The organism is Flavobacterium sp. (genome assembly GCF_028689845.1).
Taxonomy (GTDB): domain Bacteria; phylum Bacteroidota; class Bacteroidia; order Flavobacteriales; family Flavobacteriaceae; genus Flavobacterium.
Map to the genome: position 1 here is coordinate 21,619 of NZ_JAQVCH010000025.1, position 18,586 is coordinate 40,204.

At 33.0% G+C, this 18,586-nt stretch carries 14 protein-coding genes; 6 read left to right on the forward strand and 8 right to left on the reverse strand.

What is annotated here, in order from left to right; genetic code table 11:
* Positions 1-38: 38 nt before the first annotated feature.
* From PHR76_RS10025 to PHR76_RS10050, 6 genes are all read right to left on the reverse strand, one after another.
* On the reverse strand, positions 39-2,306 hold the full coding sequence (locus PHR76_RS10025) for a BamA/TamA family outer membrane protein (RefSeq protein WP_300061846.1): 2,268 nt from the start codon (positions 2,304-2,306) through the stop codon (positions 39-41).
* On the reverse strand, positions 2,293-7,296 hold the full coding sequence (locus PHR76_RS10030) for a translocation/assembly module TamB domain-containing protein (RefSeq protein WP_300061849.1): 5,004 nt from the start codon (positions 7,294-7,296) through the stop codon (positions 2,293-2,295). The genes PHR76_RS10025 and PHR76_RS10030 overlap by 14 nt, the downstream gene beginning before the upstream one ends.
* Before the next feature lie 20 nt (positions 7,297-7,316).
* The gene (locus PHR76_RS10035; RefSeq protein WP_300061852.1) at positions 7,317-8,522 is read right to left on the reverse strand and encodes an FAD-dependent oxidoreductase; all 1,206 of its coding nucleotides are present in this window, start codon (positions 8,520-8,522) and stop codon (positions 7,317-7,319) included.
* Between the two features lie 49 nt (positions 8,523-8,571).
* Complete coding sequence (locus PHR76_RS10040) at positions 8,572-9,696, reverse strand: AI-2E family transporter (protein ID WP_300061855.1); 1,125 nt, start codon at positions 9,694-9,696, stop codon at positions 8,572-8,574.
* A gap of 74 nt (positions 9,697-9,770) precedes the next feature.
* Positions 9,771-9,956 (reverse strand): CsbD family protein, encoded by a 186-nt coding sequence (locus tag PHR76_RS10045; protein ID WP_300061858.1) that lies wholly within the window; start codon positions 9,954-9,956, stop codon positions 9,771-9,773.
* Between the two features lie 28 nt (positions 9,957-9,984).
* Positions 9,985-10,452, reverse strand: coding sequence for a DNA starvation/stationary phase protection protein (locus PHR76_RS10050; RefSeq protein WP_300061861.1), 468 nt, complete (start codon positions 10,450-10,452; stop codon positions 9,985-9,987).
* 146 nt (positions 10,453-10,598) lie between these two features.
* On the opposite strand from PHR76_RS10050, the gene pyrF reads away from it, so the two are divergent.
* Together pyrF and PHR76_RS10060 are read left to right on the forward strand one after the other, a co-directional pair.
* Positions 10,599-11,414: an orotidine-5'-phosphate decarboxylase gene (pyrF, locus tag PHR76_RS10055; RefSeq protein ID WP_300061864.1), complete on the forward strand. Its 816-nt coding sequence runs from the start codon at positions 10,599-10,601 to the stop codon at positions 11,412-11,414.
* Between the two features lie 12 nt (positions 11,415-11,426).
* A complete protein-coding gene (locus PHR76_RS10060; RefSeq protein WP_300061866.1) occupies positions 11,427-12,215 on the forward strand; it encodes a helical backbone metal receptor in 789 nt (262 codons plus the stop codon).
* On the opposite strand, the gene PHR76_RS10065 is transcribed toward PHR76_RS10060, so the two are convergent.
* Entirely contained in the window at positions 12,212-12,370 is a 159-nt protein-coding gene (locus tag PHR76_RS10065) for a hypothetical protein (RefSeq protein ID WP_300061869.1), read from the reverse strand. The genes PHR76_RS10060 and PHR76_RS10065 overlap by 4 nt on opposite strands.
* A gap of 112 nt (positions 12,371-12,482) precedes the next feature.
* Here PHR76_RS10065 and PHR76_RS10070 point away from each other — a divergent pair, with 112 nt between their 5' ends.
* Positions 12,483-13,268: an alpha/beta hydrolase gene (locus PHR76_RS10070; protein WP_300061884.1), complete on the forward strand. Its 786-nt coding sequence runs from the start codon at positions 12,483-12,485 to the stop codon at positions 13,266-13,268.
* Positions 13,269-13,411: 143 nt separating this feature from the next.
* Here PHR76_RS10070 and PHR76_RS10075 read toward each other — a convergent pair whose 3' ends face one another.
* Complete coding sequence (locus PHR76_RS10075; protein ID WP_300061872.1) at positions 13,412-14,116, reverse strand: DUF4197 domain-containing protein; 705 nt, start codon at positions 14,114-14,116, stop codon at positions 13,412-13,414.
* Positions 14,117-14,288: 172 nt separating this feature from the next.
* Here PHR76_RS10075 and PHR76_RS10080 point away from each other — a divergent pair, with 172 nt between their 5' ends.
* The 3 genes from PHR76_RS10080 to PHR76_RS10090 form a co-directional block, all read left to right on the forward strand.
* A complete protein-coding gene (locus PHR76_RS10080) occupies positions 14,289-17,714 on the forward strand; it encodes a methylmalonyl-CoA mutase family protein (RefSeq protein ID WP_300061875.1) in 3,426 nt (1,141 codons plus the stop codon).
* A 76-nt stretch (positions 17,715-17,790) separates the two neighbouring features.
* Entirely contained in the window at positions 17,791-18,282 is a 492-nt protein-coding gene (locus PHR76_RS10085; protein WP_300061878.1) for a lipoprotein, read from the forward strand.
* A gap of 11 nt (positions 18,283-18,293) precedes the next feature.
* A partial coding sequence (locus tag PHR76_RS10090; RefSeq protein ID WP_300061881.1) for a metal-dependent hydrolase occupies positions 18,294-18,586 on the forward strand: 293 nt, incomplete at its 3' end.

Genomic DNA, 18,586 nt, shown 5'->3' on the forward strand with positions numbered 1-18,586 from the left:
TTTAACAAAAACATTTCAAAACCTTAAGTAATATAGAACTAAAACGGATATCCAAAAGCCAAATTAAATACAAAATTATCATTTAGCCATCCAGCATTAAAAACATCAACTCCTTCCAAAAAGCGACCCGTAGTATATTTTAAAGGAAAAGCAAAATCGGTTCGCAAAATTAAGAATGAAAAATCAAAACGAAGACCAACGCCAGTTCCCACGGCCATTTGTTCAATAAAGTTGCTAGTAAATTTTGAACCGGGTTTTAAAGGATCTTCATTGAGTAACCAAATATTACCTACATCTACAAATACAGCTCCTTTAATAAACTTATATAATTTACCGCGTAATTCCGAGTTGAATTCTATTTTCAAATCACCAGATTGGTCTGGCAGAAATCCATCATTTAAAGTGTTTCCATCAAAACTACCAGGTCCTATCGAACGAGCCCGAAATGCTCGAACACTATTTGTTCCTCCTACAAAAAATTGTTTGATATAAGGTAATTCCGTTGAATTGCCATAAGCATACCCATAACCCAAAATGGCTCTGTTAGCCAATTGTAATTCGCCACCCAAATTTAAGTAATATCGAAAATCAGTTTCTGCTTTAACGAATTCACTAAATGGTACATTTAATATGGTTTTCGGTTCATCACTTGAACTCGTACCCATGAGTAAACCAGTAATATTTCCAGAAAAATCGACACCTCCTTTAAAATAAATGGTGTGTTTCTTATCTTTTATCATCGTATTCGTGTACGTGTACGAATAAGTTGGTCCAAAAATTAATTGCTTCTGTATTACATTTGCTAGACTCGGATTTTCCTGAATTTGACTAAGATATAAATCGGAAACTTTGGTTGAGTTGGCATAGGTAACTTCTAGAACTTTTAATTCATGTTCTTTTCGCTCATTTTCTTTCCAGAGATAACCAAAAGAACTTTTATAGGTATATAACGTATATAGTTTTTCTCGGATTTGGTTTTCATAATAAACATTAACTTTAGTTCTGGGTACAAATCCGCTAGAAGAACGCATTTTGAAAGGCGATATAAATCGTGGCCAAATCAAGCTTGTTTCTGCTCCATACAAATAGACGTTAAATCCGTTATTCTGACCTGAATATTGAGCTTCAATTCCTCCAAAAGCACTAATAGTTAATAATTCTGCAGCTTTAAAAGTATTTCTATTGCTCCAATTGACTTTCAATTCGGAGCCATAAAAATTTGCCGAATTGGTTTTAACCAACGCTTCCGTTCGGATGGATTTTTTGGTGAGCGGTGTTAGGTAATAATTGGCGTTTAAATAGCCGTCCATTCCTACTGCGGGTGTAAATTGATTTTTAACAAACTTGAATGTGCCTAATGTAATCAATCGATTTAATGAGAGATTATGATTGGTTCGGTTGTATAAATCTCCTTTTTTAAAATATAAAGTCCGATCAAAAATAGTTGGTTTAAATAAATTTTCTGAATCATAAATTTTAAAATCTTTATATACTAATCCTTCAGGATTACTTTGTAGCGTATCGTTAATTTTAAAATTCGGATAAACATTTATTTCATTAATTCGAAATTGTTTTTTTGCATCAGCTGGAGTTTCATTTTTTATTTTTAGGATTAAAGCTACTTTATTTCGAGTTACCGTAGAATCAATTTGAAAGAGGATGTAGTTTTCGTCAAAATAAAAAAAGCCTTCCTCTTTTAGCCGTTGGTCAATTCGTTTTCGTTCTAGTTTAATATTTTCGAGTCGGTACGGTTTACCGATTTCTAAAATTGTTTTGTCCATTGTTTTTTTAATTTCTTGGGTCAAAACAGTAGTGTCTTGTGGCAAGGTAATGGACTCAATAAGGTATTGTGATTTTAATTTCACTCGATAGTTAACCGAAGCTTTTCTGCCATTTCGACTCGAATCTGCCTCCGTAGTCGCATTAAAATAGCCGTTATTTTCTACAAAATTCTGAATCAAATCGGTATTATAATCCAAATCAACTTTACTAAAAAGTACAGGTTCTTTTCCGAGTTTATATTTTAACCAATGCTTAAAACCTTTGTCTTTTTTGACTTCACCAGCCAATTGATAAAAAAACAAACTCGGGCGAAGTCCTAAAATACTTTGGTTTGGTTTAGGAATTAAAAGTGATTCTGCTTCTGAAATGATGGTTTTTTTTTCTTTTTTAGAAATCTGTTTGTCTTTAATTTTTATTTTGGCACCTGTGTATAACAAATCCCCTTCTGGAACTGAATTCAATCCCGAACACGAAACGATGGCCATGACCAAAACACTTAACCAAAGAATTTTATAAGGTTTCATTCGACTTCTTTTTTTCTTTTCTTCTTTTTTTCTCGCTTTGAAAAAGCTCTTTAAATTTATTGTAATCCATTGTAATAATAAAGGCAACGCCAGTTTCAACAACTTCACCTTGTAAAGCTACTTGATAATCGTTTTTTTGATAAGCTCTTACTTTATAACGACCATCTTTTGTAATCATGTAATCTGCCTCAATATCGCCGGCAATATTGTTTGCTTGTTCATTTTCTCTCGGCGTACCTTCAATCCCAATGTTACTTCCGATGGTAATTTTTAAACGATCATCGAAAAGCTTTTTTGAAACACCCACGCTCAAATCGGTTTTATTTTCTTTGGTTCCAGAAGAATAATCTTCGGTCGATTGTAAATCAAAATCAATTTCAACGCCACTAATTAAATCTGAAGCTAAATTGTTGAGTTGTTCAGATAATAATTTACTTGCACTTTGTCTAGCAAGCGTAGAAGCACTGGTTCCTCCAGCTTCACTTTCAAACGGATTTTCGCCCAAGAATCGGTTTAGAATCAACAACGCAAAAACCTGCTTATTCATTAAATCTTCTTGTTGTCTAATTTGATCTAATTTTGCTTTGGTCGTATTAATTACCTCAGTCGAAACGGAATTATTTATTTTTGGCATCACGATATCAAAACTAATTTCAGGTTTTAATAACTCACCATTCATTTTAAGTTCTGTTTCAAAAGGAATTTTTTCTTTAAATGTATTTCGTGTTTCTGGAGAAACATTTCCTAATTGGTCTGCTACTAAATCAATAGGGGCGGCATCTGTTTTATAAATGGCGGTAATACTCACATCGGCTAAAAGAGGTTCGCCTTTCCAAAGAATATAACTACCTGGTTTGATGTCAAACTTTCGTTTAATTAAATTGAAACTCATTTCATAAGCACCACCCGTAAATTCATATTTTCCAGTTAACGATGTTTTTCCTGAGGCATCAATTCCACCAGTTAATTCTGCTTCGCCTTTTAATTTTAAAAAATCACCATTGGCTTTATCAATAACAATTGATATTTCAGCATCTTTGTCCACTTCAATATTCACTAAAGCTTCGATTCCGGTGATTTTACTTTGATTTAAATCTTCGGCTTTTGCGGAAGTATCATATAAGATGGGTTGATCTTGATCGATGAATTCAACAATCCCTTCACGGTCGATAATAGAAGGTTCTGTTTGAGGTAAAACAACAGAAAAACGCGTGTCTTTGTTGATTTTTATATTGCCATTAATGATTGGTTTATTGATTGTTCCTTTTATGGAAAGGTCGTTGTCTAGAAATAATTCACCATAAAACAAATCATTTTCTAACTCGGTGGAATTTATCGGATTAAAATTATTGGCCACTAATGAAAGATTTAAACCCATATTTGAAATTTCTTGGATATCGATATCACCAGCCAAAGTCAAATTATTGTTGTTTTCATCCTGTAATTTAAAATCGGTAAAAAGAATTTTTTGGTTTGCAAAATCAATTTTATCATTCAACAATTTAAACTTGGCACTTAACGTTTTTACTTCAAAACCAACTTCATTAAATTTAATGAAACCATCCAAATGCGGTTGATTTGCTTTTCCGTTAAAGTTTATTTCGCCATTTAAAAATCCTGAACTATTGGCAAGATTACCCATTGTGAAAGCTTGAATGCTTTTCATTTGAAATTGATCAATACGTAGCAGCATATCAAAGGTTTCAGTAGAAGCCAAGTATTTTCCTTCTATTAAAACGGCATTATCAAAGCCTGAAATATTTATTTTGGCATCGTAAACATTTGCCACTTGATTATCCACATGGATTTTTATGTGACCAACAGTATCTTTTTTGATTGAAAAATTTTCAATGTCTAAATCGGCAATGAAAACAGGCGACGTTTGTAGGTTTGAAATCTTTGTCGTTCCGTTAATTTTACCATCCACATTATAATCGCTTTCCACGATACTGCTTAATGAATTTAGTTCAAAATCGTCAAAAGTAATGGCAATTGGCGAGTTCGGATTATTGTTTTCCGATTGAATCGCTAATTTATTATTTCCGTTTGTTATGATAAAGTCGCGAATGATAATTCCGTTTTTTTCAATTCTCACAGCGTTATTGTCAGCGATGTTCCATTTTTCGTAATTCAATTTTAGGTTGTCATTTTTTAGAATCACTTCTGAATTTCCTTCAGCAGTTGTTAATGTTCCTGCAAAAAGATAGCGTTCTACCTTTTTTTCATCTTTCAATTGCACCTCATAATCAATACGGTTATCCTCGATTTTTCCATTAATAGAAGTAAAAGGCAAATGAAAAGAGCTATTTTTAATATCATCAATGACTAAGTCATAAGTCAATGCACTTTCTTTGGTGTCCATCTTAAAAATCCCATTTGAAACAACTATGTCGTTGTAATTTAATTTTGGAATAGTTGCTTCTATTTGAATTGTATCATTGACAGAATTATAATTGCCATTAACGGTAATGGCTGATAAGTTTTTAAGCTCTGGAATTAATTTTTGAAATAACGGGTCGTCTTTTACCAGTAATGAAAAACGTACTTGTTGGGCATCGGTCTTCCTTGGTTTTTGAGCATCTAACGCATAATAATTTGCAATTGAATTTTGCACTGCTACCGCTAAAGTTGAAAGCTTATATTGGCCTTCTAAGCTTGCATTAGCAAATTGCGATTTTAACGTCATACTTTTATGAACAGCATCGGCAGTTGCGTTGAATTGAATACTATCCAACGGAAATTGTTCTGTTTCTAAGGCAATTAAAGTATTACTAATAGTAGCTTTCCCGTTAAGGTTGTCTAGGTTCAACGACTCGAAATCGGCGTCTACATTTCCTTTTAATTTTAAATAACCCGCATGTAAATTTAATTTTTGCAAATCGGCTATATCTAATTTTAAATTTAATTTTAAGGAAGGATTTTCACCCGTCCAACCACCATTGGCCACTAAATTAAACTGTAAATTTTCATCTTTTGAGTCGATGTTAGCTTGATAGTTGCCGTTGGCTATTGTTCCCTCGGCTTTCATATTTTGATAAGCATACTGATTAAATTCTGCTTTAGTTATATCGGATTCAATACGTGCATTTGCTGTTTTTGGATCTAAACCAGTACCTTCAACATTTGCTTGCACGGATAATTTTCCCAATTTCTCGTTTTTCAAAAAAGCACCTAAATCAAACTCGTCTAACCAAGCGGTAGCTGAATAGGTTTCCTTATTTTTTTGAGTTTGATCAAATTCTCCCACTATTTTGGCGTTTCCAGAAGAAGTAATTGCTACTAAATTTACTTCAAAAGCAGAAATTTTTCCTTTAAAGGTTCCTTCAAGTTCCATGGTTTTGGGTAACTCAATTGTGTTTGGAATTACATTAGCAGGAATAAAAGTTGCGATATCGGCCGCCGTTGTTTGTATCGATTTGATGTTTAAATCAAAATAGGCGTTTTCTACATCGGGTAAACCGTTAATTTTTCCAGCCATCAAGAGATAAGTATTGCCAATGCCACTTAGTTCAAACGTAGGAATTGTTAATTGATCGAGTTGTCCATTTATTTTTCCATCTAAGAAAATAATCGCATTCTTATTTGTATTAAAAGGTGGCGAATTAGCCAATTGTGGTGCGACTAAAAGCAAATCACGAACAGCGATTTTACTTTTTATAAATTGAGCATTAACTTCTAATTGTGCTAAATTATCAGCTATCGTAGCACTGTTTTTATATTTTAAAACCACGTGGTCTTTGATTTCGGAATTTGGGGTTTTAAGATATAAATTTTTCAAAAAAGAACCTTTGTGCTCCGAATAATAGAAATTGGTTCTGAGTTGTTCTATCGTTAAGCCACTTTTTTCAGTAACGGAAAAAGAATTAATATTTCCAGCTATATCACTTCCGGAGTATTTTAAATTAGTTGCCTTAATATTCAAATCGGATAAATCCAAATGAGCATAATCAATGCCTTGCGATGTTTTTGTTGCCTTGTCATCGTCAAAACTAAAATCAATTTTATTCAATTCAATATTAGCAAGGCTTATTTCCCATGGAAGTGATGCTTTGGTTTCGGTAGTTTGGTCTTTAATAACTTGTTTTTCAACTTTGCCTAAAACAATTTCGCCCGCTGTTTCCGAGAGAAAAAGCTTTTTAATTTTAATTTTTTGCTTTAACAAATCAATATTTTCAAAAGCAATTTGTAGTTCCTTAAATTGAATTTTTGTAGCTAATTGGGTGCTTTCTTCCTTATACAGTATAGCCACATTAGTCAAATTTAAATTTTCATTTGAAATTTGAATCGGATTGTTTTCTACTTCTTCCTTAACTTTTTTTGCGGATTTAGTAGATGCTTCAGCAAGCCCTTGATTAAGTTGAAGTTGTAAGCCATCGAGCTGGATGTTGGGCACGTCAAAATGCATTTGGTCTAAATCGAAGGTTTTGATTTTGGTGTTAAAATGTTTCAATTTTAATGAAAAATCATTTTTAGAAATGGCATCGTCAAAAACAAAAAAAATGTCATTTAAGACAATTTTTGACAACGAAATTTGCATGGCTTGCTGCTCCTCTTTTTGAGGTTCTTTAGAAGCAAACGCTTCTACGATATAATCAAAATTAAACGTTCCTTGGTTGCTTTTAGTTATTTTACTGTGAATTCCTTCTAGCTCAATTAAATTGATTTCTAGTTGATTATCAAGCAATTTAAAAAGACTAATGTCTACTTTTATTTTTTTTCCATACAATAAGGTGTCATGCTGTTGGTCTTCAAAAAACACCTCCTCCAGAATGATTTTTTTAGGCAAACCAATTTCAATTTTTCCGATTGCAACTTTTGTTTTGATTTTATTTTCTAAAAAAGTAACTGCTTTATCTTTGGCAAAATTTTGAACCGTAGGAATTTGTAAGGCGATAACAAGCAATAAAAATACCGCAATCAAGGAAAGGATTATCCACGATAAAATTTTTAATGTTTTTAAAGAAATTTTTTTAAAACTTGTTTTTTGCATAGTAGGTGCACTTCTCAAAATTATCGACCAAATCTAAAATAATGGGCTAATTTATTGTTTTTATTTTTTAATAAATCCGAAATAATTTTCATGCCTAATACAGAAAAAACAATTCCATTTCCGCCAAATCCTAATACAAATAAGGCATTTTTAAATTCGGAATGTGAACCAATGTAAGGCAAACCATCTTTGGTCTCACCAAAAGTACCAGCCCATGCATAATCGGTTTTGAAGTCAAAATCTGGAAATAAATTTTTTAATTTTGCTTCTAATTTATCTGTTTTATAGGGAATCAATTCATCTCTTTTTTTTCCATTTATAAATTCCACATCTTCCCCACCAACTAATAATCGATTATCATCTGTGGTTCGCAGATAAAGATAAGGTTGAGCGGTATTCCAAACCAAAGTTTTATTTAATTTTTTTGGTAATTTTTCATTTTGTTCACTGACTAGTGCATAAGTTGAGAGTAAATCGACAAATTTTTCTTGGATAATTTCATCGCTTTCATAACCATTACAATAGATTATTTTTTTGGCAGTTATGGTATGATTTTGTCCTGTTAAGATTTTGACGCCATCTTCTTCATATTTTGTGTCTAAAATAGTGGTTTTATCAAAAACTTTTAAGCCTTTCTCTACATTATAATGGAGTAAATCATGACAAAGACTAAAGGCTTCCATGCTGCCGCCATGTTTGGATAAAATACCGCCATAGCTATTTTTAATCTCAAATTTTTTTTCAATTTGTGATGCTTCTAGCCATCTCACTTTAAAACCTTCTTTTTTTCGGGTTTCAAATTCCTCTTTTAGCCAAGCGACATCTTTTTTATAGGCCGAAAAATAAAGTGATTTTTTATATTCAAATCCGCAGGAAGCGTTACTCTCTTTAATAATCTTTTTTAATTTTTTAATTGCTTTTAAACAAGCTCGGTAACTTTCGACAGCTGCTTCATCCCCAATTTGTTTTTTTAATTTAAAAAGTGGAACATCAATTTCATATTGCAACATGGAAGTTGTTGCAGAGGTACTTCCATTGGCCACATCTCTTCGATCAATGACCATTGTTTGATATCCGTCTTTTATGGATTGATGTGCAATTAAACTTCCGGTAATTCCTGCACCAACAATAATTATATCTGTTGAAATATCTTCTGATACAGAAGGATATGCTTGCTTTAAGCCATTTTTTGTCAACCAAAAAGGTTCGTTTGATTTTAAATTCATATCCTTTTTTTTAAGTTACTTTTACTCTTGGACCAAAATTAAGATTCGTTTAACTGTTCACTTTCTTTTTTTCTTTTCGAATTTGTTTCCAAATTTTTAACCGCCTTCTGGCTTTACTTTTTAAAAATTCTTCTGTTGGTTCACCTAATAAAAAACCATAAGCATGAAATTGTGGTGAATGATCAAATAAAACCTTCAAACTCGCCGTAATGGGCAAAGCTAAAATCATTCCCGCTGTTCCCCAAAGCATAGCAAAAACCACAATGGAAAGTATTGATACAAAGGCATTAATACTCACTTTAGAACCTGTTATTTTGGGCGTAATTAAGTTTCCCTCAATGAATTGAATAAAGCTGAAAATACCAATGACACCTACGGCATACCAATACGAATCTTTAGTGGCCAACGCAACTAAAGCGGGAAGTATTGAGCCAATAATAATTCCGATATAAGGTATTAATAATAAAAATGCACATAGAAAACCAAAGAAAAACGGATAATCAATACCTAATGCCAATAATCCGATAGAATTTAAAATCCCCACTAAAACCATGACTGTAATTAAACCCATAAAATAGTTTTGTTGCACATCATACAATTTATGGAGAATTTGCTTTGTGTCTTCTTTACAGCATCGTTTTTCGCAAAGCGTATAAATGAAACTGATGAAAAATTTTCTGTATAAAAGAAAAAAGAACATGTATAAAGGTACAATCACCAAATTGCTTAAAATACTTCCTGAGGCAAAAATAAAATCGGTGATGTTAGAAAAATTATCTTTAACCACTTTTTCCATTTTTAAGCTTTCTGGTTCAACAATTTCATCCGTATTTAAACCGGTTGTTTTTTCGGCATCTAAAATCAGAGGCTTCATTTTGCTTTCAATACTTTCTACATATTCGCCACTTTTCGAAATTATTTCTTCTAACTGTAAACCAATAAATGTAAAAACGGCAAGTAGAACAATGAATGAGATAAAAATAGAAACTAAGGCAGAGAATATTCGATTGAACCGTAATTTTCGCTCTAAAAAACGAACAATAGGATATAATAATACACTTAAAAGTATCGCAAAAAGTAACGGTACTAGTATTGTTTGTAGCATATAAGCAATAAATACAATGCCGATAAACACGAATAAATTTAGTGCAATATGATGTTTTTTAGTCTCCATTTTTTTGAAATTTTATATATAAAAAGGAGTTTTTTATAAATAAAAAACTCCTTTTTGATGACAATTACTACTTCCTATAAATCATCAATCATTTTTTTGACTTCATCTTTTGATTTTCCAACTTTTTGTTGAATTCTTCCATAAAGTTCATCTTCCTTTCCTTCTACATAAAGTAAATCATCATCTGTTAAATCGGCATACTCTTGTTTAAGTTTACCTTTAACTTCGTTCCATTTTCCTTTTAAACTTGTTGTGTTCATAATTTCTAAAATTTTAATTAATAATTATTTAATGATTATATCGGCGTAAAATCCAAGCTTGTGACTCGTGTTTACGTAAAATCCCCGTTAAAAAATCGGCAGTTCCAAAATCATCTGTTTCATCAACTTCTTTAATGAATTCCCTAATTTTACTTATCAAACTTTGATAGTCGGATAAGAGTTCTTTGATCATGGCCTCTTTTTCTTCGTATTTTGTAGACTCTTTTAAAACGGAATGTTTATTAAATTCCTCCATTGTTCCAATTGCTTTTTCACCCAGTTTTCCAATTCGCTCGGCTACTTCGTCAATTACTAGTTCTAGTTCATTGTATTGTGCTTCAAAAAGTTTGTGCATTTCCATAAAACTACTTCCAGCTACATTCCAATGAAATTTTCTCGTTTTTACATATAAAACCATTTCGCTGGCTAATACTACTGTCAAATTTTTGACACTTGTTTTCATTTCTTTTTGCGGTATTCCTAATTTGGTGTCCATGAGCTACTATTTTATTTTGATTACATTACAAAGATACCACGGCAACCAGTTTTGCATTTTACACAATTTTACTGGAATATTATAAAATTTTAATTTTATTGAATTAGTGTTCGTAAATTTGCAAGACAACTACAATCTATTCGACCTTGACAACACTAGAATTGACCCAACACATCCAATTAAAAAAATCCTTTCTCTGCATTGGTTTAGATGTGGATTTAACTAAAATTCCATCCCATCTTTTACTAACTGAAGATCCCATCTTTGAATTTAACAAAGCGATTATTGATGCAACACATGATTTGTGTGTTTCTTATAAGCCCAATACCGCTTTTTATGAAGCCTATGGCATTAAAGGTTGGCAATCTTTAGAAAAGACAATTAATTATATCAACGAAAATTATCCTGAAATTTTTACCATTGCCGATGCAAAGCGAGGCGATATCGGAAATACTTCTTCTATGTATGCCAAAGCATTTTTAGAAGATTTGAATTTTGATTCCGTTACAGTTGCTCCTTATATGGGAAAAGATTCTGTAGAACCTTTTTTGGCTTTAGAAAATAAGCATACCATTTTATTAGCATTAACTTCCAATGAAGGTGCTTTTGATTTTCAAACACTAGAAACCAACGGAAAAAAACTATATGAAACGGTTTTAGAAACTTCTAAAAAGTGGAAAAACGCACAAAACCTGATGTATGTGGTGGGAGCGACCAAAGCCGAATATTTTGCTGAAATTAGAAAAATTATTCCCAATAGTTTTTTGTTAGTTCCTGGTGTTGGTGCTCAAGGCGGAAATCTCCAAGAGGTTTGTAAATATGGCATGAATCAGCAAATCGGACTTTTAATTAATTCTTCTCGTGGAATTATTTATGCTTCAAATCAAGAAGATTTTGCTCAAAAGGCTAGGGAAGAAGCTTTGAAACTGCAACAAGAAATGGCTGCTATTTTAGCAAAATAAAAACGAATTGTATTGAGTACTTTATATATAAATGGAATAGAAACTGTTCTTGTTTTTGAACATTTGCCCAAAAGAATTATTTCACTTGTGCCGTCTCAAACCGAATTATTATGTGATTTAGGATTGGAAGGCGACATCGTTGGAATAACTAAGTTTTGTGTTCATCCGTTACATTTAAAAGCTTCTAAGACCATTGTTGGCGGAACAAAAAAAGTAAAAATAGAAAAGATTAAGCAACTTCAACCTGATATTATCATTGCAAACAAAGAGGAGAATACCCTAGAAATCGTTTTGGCATTGAGTAGTATTTGCCCGGTTCTAGTCACTGATATTGCCACCATTGAAGCTAATTTACAAATGATTGCCGATTTTGGTCAGCTCTTCCAAAAACAGGCAGAAGCCCAAAAATGGATTACTAAAATCAATGTTGCATATGGAGATTTTCAAGAATTCATAAAGGAAAAACCGCTGCGAAAGTCGGCCTATTTTATCTGGGCTAATCCTTATATGGTTGTTGGAAATGGTACTTTTATCAACGAATTGTTGACCTTAAATCGCTTTGAAAATTGTTTTGAAAACAAAGGCCGTTATCCAGAAATTCAGTTGGAAGAACTGCTTGAACAACCTCAGTTAAATTTGATATTGTTATCCTCTGAGCCGTACCCGTTTAAAGAAGAAGATGCATTAGAAATCAAAAAATTCACAAATTCTGCTCAACTTATTTTTGTAGATGGCGAATTTTTTTCGTGGTATGGAAGTCGAATTTTGAGTGCTTTTGAGTATTTCAAAACCCTACATTAAAGTGAGTTAGTTTCTTCTAAAACTAATTCTGATTCTTCTGAAGAAATTAATTCCGATTTATTAGAACGATTTTTTTGGTCTTTTTTCTCAACAAAAAATTTAAATTCTTCTTTTAAAAACGGCAGTTCTTTGTTCTGTTTAAATACGCCTTTCATTGGGGTAAAATTTTTGGCAAATATAAGCTCCAATTCATTATGATTTCATTAATAAATGTTAAGATTGCTTTTTTCATTTATAATGTTACATTTGTCAGAAATAAACCAGCGATTGATTTCTTATAGCATTTATCAAAACGAATCGAGTACCGAATGGGTTACTTTTGTTCATGGAGCAGGAGGAAGTTCTTCCATTTGGTTTAAACAAATTCGTGAATTTCAAAAACATTTTAATGTATTGTTATTGGATTTGCGTGGACATGGGCAATCTAAGCCGTCTTTGAAAGAAGGTTTTCAAAAAAAATATACCTTTAAATCTATCGCCCAAGATGTGATGGAAGTGATAGATCATTTAAAAATTGAAACCTCTCATTTTGTAGGTATTTCACTCGGAACGATTGTCATTCGGCAATTGGCAGAAATTCATCCTACCCGGGTAAAGTCGATGATTATGGGAGGAGCGATTTTAAAAATGAATTTTCGTTCGCAAATTCTTATGCGAGTCGGGAATGTATTTAAATATGTTTTGCCTTATCTCGTACTTTATCGTTTTTTTGCTTTTGTGATTATGCCTAAAAAAAACCATAAACAATCAAGGCTGTTGTTTATCAATGAGGCAAAAAAATTATACCAAAAGGAATTTATTAAATGGTTTAAATTAACGGCAGAAATTAATCCAATTTTAAAATGGTTCCGACAAGTAGAAATTAATATTCCTACCTTATATGTCATGGGAGAAGAAGATTATATGTTTTTGCCTTCTGTTCGTCAAGTCGTAGAAAAACATTACCGATCATCAAAACTATTTGTGATAGAAAACTGTGGTCATGTTGTTAATGTTGAACAGCCAAGCCAATTTAATCAAGCGGTAATTACGTTTCTTAAATCTAAAGCATAAAAAAAAGTCAGCAAACTCTATTTACTGACTTTTTTACTAACCTAACTAACCTAACCTAACTTTTTATTGAGACAAATATCAGAAGAAATTTGCACACTTAATGTTAAGTCTTTGTTATATATATGTTATTGATTATTAAAATTTTAGTCTTGTAAAGCAAATATTTTTTGAAGGGATGAAGTAGTTCTTGCTTTTAAGTTGGTTCGAATGTCTTTTTCTTCCACTGCAATCATTTTAAAAACCCCATTCATAGCTTCTTTGGTAGTATAATCAATTAAATCGGGATTGATTTTAGTCACAAATGGGATAGCATTATATTTGGAGATGATGTTATTCCAAACTTTATCGGCACCCACTTTTGAAAAGGAGCTTTTAATTACAGGATTAAACTTTGCATACAAAGCGGTGCTGGTAGTTTTTTCTAAATAGGAAGTTGCTGCCATCTCATTGCCCATTAAAATCGATTTAGCATCGTTAAAACTCATCTGTTTTACGGCATTCACAAAAATAGGCGTAGCTTCCTTCACGGCATCTTCTGCGGCTCGATTTAAAACTTTCAATCCTTCGTCGGCTAAACTCCCTAAGCCAATTGCTCTCAATTTGGAATCAACTGTTTGTAATTCGGCCGGCAATAAAATTTTAACCGCCTCATTTTTGTAAAAACCATCCGTTTTAGTCAGTTTTGAAACTTGTTTTTCAATTCCGTTATTTAACGCTTCTTTTAGTCCATTACCAATGTCTAAATTAGAAATTGCTGATGCGTTTTGTGGAATCTGAGCTGTAATTTGTTGCATTTCGGCACAACCTAAAAATGTGCAAACGATAAGTAAAAGAAATATTTTTTTCATTTTAGATTGTTTTTTTTGCAAATTAAACAAATACTATGCCTAATCATAATTAAATTAAAAATAGTTTCATTGAATCGGCTAACGTTTTTACATTCAAAATTTAAAACTTAAAATTCAAATTAGATTTTTAATATTCCGTAAATTGCACCCTTTAATCTTATTTTTTTATCAAATGGAACAAGCAACTCCCTATATCCCTAAAAATAAAGTACGAATTGTCACGGCAGCTTCACTTTTTGATGGTCACGATGCAGCCATCAATATTATGCGTCGCATTATTCAATCCACGGGTGTGGAAGTCATCCATTTAGGTCATGACCGAAGTGTGGAAGAAGTTGTCAATACCGCTATTCAAGAAGATGCCAATGCGATTGCGTTGACTTCTTATCAAGGTGGTCACAACGAATATTTCAAGTATATGTACGATTTGCTTAAAGAAAAAGGAGCAGGACATATCAAAATTTTTGGCGGTGGTGGAGGCGTTATTCTTCCCGAAGAAATTGCGGCCTTACATGAATACGGAATTACTCGAATTTATTCTCCAGACGATGGTCGTGCTCTTGGTTTACAAGGGATGATTAATGATTTGGTACAAAAATCAGATTTTCCAGTGGGCGATTCCCTTAACGGAGAAATCAATCATTTGGAAGAAAAAAATCCACATGCCATTGCACGCATTATTTCTGCGGCTGAAAATTTTCCTGAATTGGCCAAAGCAACAATGGATGCGATTCATCAAAAAAATGAAAAAACGACCATTCCTGTACTTGGAATTACCGGTACCGGTGGAGCAGGAAAATCATCGTTGGTTGATGAATTAGTTCGTCGCTTTTTAATTGATTTTCCGGAAAAAACCATTGGATTAATTTCAGTTGATCCCTCGAAACGCAAAACAGGCGGGGCTTTGTTAGGTGATCGAATTCGTATGAATGCCATCAATAATCCTCGGGTATACATGCGTTCGTTAGCAACACGGCAATCCAATTTGGCTCTTTCTAAATATGTGGCAGAAGCGATTCAAGTCTTAAAAGCTGCTCAATTTGATTTAATCATTTTAGAAACTTCTGGAATTGGACAAAGTGATACCGAAATCATGGAACATTCAGACATGGCATTATATGTCATGACGCCCGAATTTGGTGCAGCAACCCAATTGGAAAAAATTGACATGCTTGATTTTGCCGATTTAGTAGCCATTAATAAATTTGACAAAAGAGGTTCTCTCGATGCGTTACGTGATGTAAAAAAACAATACCAACGCAACCATAATTTATGGGATGCCAATTTAGATACTTTACCTGTTTTCGGAACAATTGCTTCGCAATTTAATGACCCAGGAATGAATACGCTTTATAAAAAAGTGATGGATAAAATTGTGGAAAAAACAAAGGTAGATTTAAAATCGACTTTTGAAATTACACGAGAAATGAGTGAGAAAATTTTTGTCATTCCGCCACATCGAACGCGTTATTTATCTGAAATTGCAGAAAATAATAGAAAATATGATGAAATAGTGCTTTCGCAAGTGGAAGTAGCTCAAAAATTATACGGAATTTTCAAAACGATTGAATCGGTGAATGGCAAAAAGCCACAAACGGATAAAGTTGGTATAATTACCGATTCTCTAAATAGAACAGACGAGAATAAAATCTTTTTAGAATTGTTGTTACAACAATTTGATAAAGTAAAAATGGATTTAGATGCCTATAATTGGGAAGTTATTTTAACCTGGCAAGAAAAAATTAACACCTATAAAAATCCAGTGTATAGTTTTAAAGTTCGCGATAAAGAAATTAAAATTGAAACCCATACTGAGTCGCTTTCGCATTCACAAATACCAAAAGTATCCTTGCCGAAATACCAAGCTTGGGGCGATATTCTAAAATGGAATTTACAAGAAAATGTTCCAGGTGAATTTCCTTTTGCTTCGGGATTATATCCATTTAAGCGTGAAGGCGAAGACCCAACTCGAATGTTTGCAGGCGAAGGCGGACCAGAACGGACAAACCGTCGTTTTCATTATGTAAGTTTAGGAATGCCAGCCAAACGTTTGTCTACCGCTTTTGATTCGGTTACTTTATATGGAAATGATCCTGATTTACGTCCAGATATTTATGGAAAAATAGGAAACGCAGGGGTTTCCATTTGTTGTTTAGACGATACTAAAAAATTATATTCTGGTTTCGATTTGAGCCATCCCATGACTTCGGTTAGTATGACCATCAACGGGCCAGCTCCGATGTTGTTAGGATTTTTTATGAATGCGGCTATCGACCAAAATTGTGAAAAATACATTGTTGAACATAATCTACAAGTTGAAATTGACGAAAAAATTAATGAAATCTTTAAGAAAAAAGGAGTTAAACGACCTCGTTATAATGGCGAATTACCACAAGGAAACGATGGTTTAGGATTGATGTTATTGGGAGTGACAGGAGATTTAGTATTGCCAAAGCCAGTTTATGATGAGATTAAAATGAAAACGTTGGCACAAGTTCGTGGCACCGTGCAAGCGGATATTTTAAAAGAAGACCAGGCTCAAAATACTTGTATTTTCTCAACCGAATTTGCCCTCCGATTAATGGGCGACGTGCAAGAATATTTTATTCAGAAAAATGTCCGTAACTTTTATTCGGTTTCTATTTCAGGCTATCATATTGCTGAAGCAGGAGCCAATCCGATTACACAATTGGCCTTTACACTTTCTAATGGTTTCACTTACGTGGAATATTATTTGAGTCGAGGCATGAACATCAACGACTTCGGACCAAATTTATCTTTCTTTTTCTCCAACGGAATTGATCCTGAATATGCCGTAATTGGACGTGTAGCCAGAAAAATTTGGGCAAAAGCACTTAAGAATAAATACGGAGCAAATGAAAGAGCTCAAATGTTGAAATATCATATTCAAACCTCGGGACGTTCCTTGCATGCACAGGAAATTGATTTTAATGATATTCGTACCACCTTACAGGCGTTATATGCTATTTATGATAATTGTAACTCCTTGCATACCAATGCCTATGACGAAGCGATTACGACACCAACAGAAGAATCGGTACGTAGAGCAATGGCGATTCAATTGATTATCAATAAAGAATTAGGTTTAGCCAAAAATGAAAATCCAATTCAAGGTTCTTTTATTATTGAAGAATTAACCGATTTAGTAGAAGAAGCAGTTTTACTTGAATTTGACCGTATAACCGAGCGTGGAGGTGTTTTAGGAGCGATGGAAACCATGTACCAAAGAAGTAAAATTCAAGAAGAATCATTGTATTATGAAACCTTAAAACATACGGGTGAATTTCCAATTATTGGAGTGAATACCTTCTTAAGTTCAAAAGGTTCACCAACCGTCATACCAAGAGAAGTCATTCGTGCCACCGAGGAAGAAAAACAGTTTCAAATCAATACTTTAGAAACGTTGCATACCTTACATGAGCAGAAAGTTGCAGAACAAGTCGCTATTTTACAAGAAGCAGCTATCAAAAATCAGAATTTATTTGAACGATTGATGGAAGCTACAAAAGTGTGTTCATTAGGTCAAATTACAAATGGTTTGTTTGAAGTGGGTGGGCAGTATCGTAGAAATATGTAATTTTAATACAAATCAAAACCTTTTTGAAATGAAAGGTTTTGATTTTTAAATTAACCGAATAATTATTTTAAATAAAATGAAAAAAATTCTTTTATTATTAGTCTCCCTTTTAGTCTTATCCGCATGTGATTCTTCAGATGATTCAGCTGCAAATTTTGAATCCGCTATTTTTGTGGATGACGTTGCGTTTATTCCAACAAAAGTAACTGTTTCCAATGCAACAGCCACGATGCCCGAAGAAGCTGCATTGGGTTTTACTTTTTCAAAAGGAACGGCAGGAAACGCAGATTATGAAATGATTTATTTTAAGGTTAATTATCCTTTAAATTCTTCAACCGCACCAAATGGTGTTTATGATTTCGGAATTGGCGTAATTGGCGAAACCTTATTTGCTCAAGGAACTTATAGGAAAGGCGAAGTATTCTATAGTTTAGCAGGCTATACCGTTCAAGTTACTAAGCTAGGCAATACTTCTTATCGAATTGATTTTCAAAATGTGCAAGCAGTTCAACCTTTTACCAGCGAAAGTTTTATTATTTCGGGTTATTTTGAAGGACAAATGCAATGAGAATATAATTAATGGATTCACTCACTCAAATCGTTCTAGGAGCTGCCGTTGGAAATGAAATTCTTGGCAAAAAATTAGGTAACAAAGCAATCTTATATGGAGCTATTGCAGGAACAATTCCTGATTTAGATGTTCTTTTTGGGAAGTTATTAGATCCAATTACGGCCGTTGAAATCCACCGGGGTTTTAGTCATTCAGTCTTATTTTTTCTAATCTTATCACCTTTATTAGCATTGATTTTAACCCGCTTAGAAAAGAAAAAAGGCGTAACTTTTAAAGAAGCAACCTTCTTCTGGTTTTTTGG

What these genes read in the sequence shown, in the direction of transcription:
- PHR76_RS10025 (WP_300061846.1), bottom strand. Translation starts at nt 2,306, where the DNA reads ATGAAACCTTATAAAATTCTTTGGTTAAGTGTTTTGGTCATGGCCATC.
- PHR76_RS10030 (WP_300061849.1), bottom strand. Translation starts at nt 7,296, where the DNA reads ATGCAAAAAACAAGTTTTAAAAAAATTTCTTTAAAAACATTAAAAATT.
- PHR76_RS10035 (WP_300061852.1), bottom strand. Translation starts at nt 8,522, where the DNA reads ATGAATTTAAAATCAAACGAACCTTTTTGGTTGACAAAAAATGGCTTA.
- PHR76_RS10040 (WP_300061855.1), bottom strand. Translation starts at nt 9,696, where the DNA reads ATGGAGACTAAAAAACATCATATTGCACTAAATTTATTCGTGTTTATC.
- PHR76_RS10045 (WP_300061858.1), bottom strand. Translation starts at nt 9,956, where the DNA reads ATGAACACAACAAGTTTAAAAGGAAAATGGAACGAAGTTAAAGGTAAA.
- PHR76_RS10050 (WP_300061861.1), bottom strand. Translation starts at nt 10,452, where the DNA reads ATGGACACCAAATTAGGAATACCGCAAAAAGAAATGAAAACAAGTGTC.
- PHR76_RS10065 (WP_300061869.1), bottom strand. Translation starts at nt 12,370, where the DNA reads ATGAAAGGCGTATTTAAACAGAACAAAGAACTGCCGTTTTTAAAAGAA.
- PHR76_RS10075 (WP_300061872.1), bottom strand. Translation starts at nt 14,116, where the DNA reads ATGAAAAAAATATTTCTTTTACTTATCGTTTGCACATTTTTAGGTTGT.
- PHR76_RS10080 (WP_300061875.1), top strand. Translation starts at nt 14,289, where the DNA reads ATGGAACAAGCAACTCCCTATATCCCTAAAAATAAAGTACGAATTGTC.
- PHR76_RS10085 (WP_300061878.1), top strand. Translation starts at nt 17,791, where the DNA reads ATGAAAAAAATTCTTTTATTATTAGTCTCCCTTTTAGTCTTATCCGCA.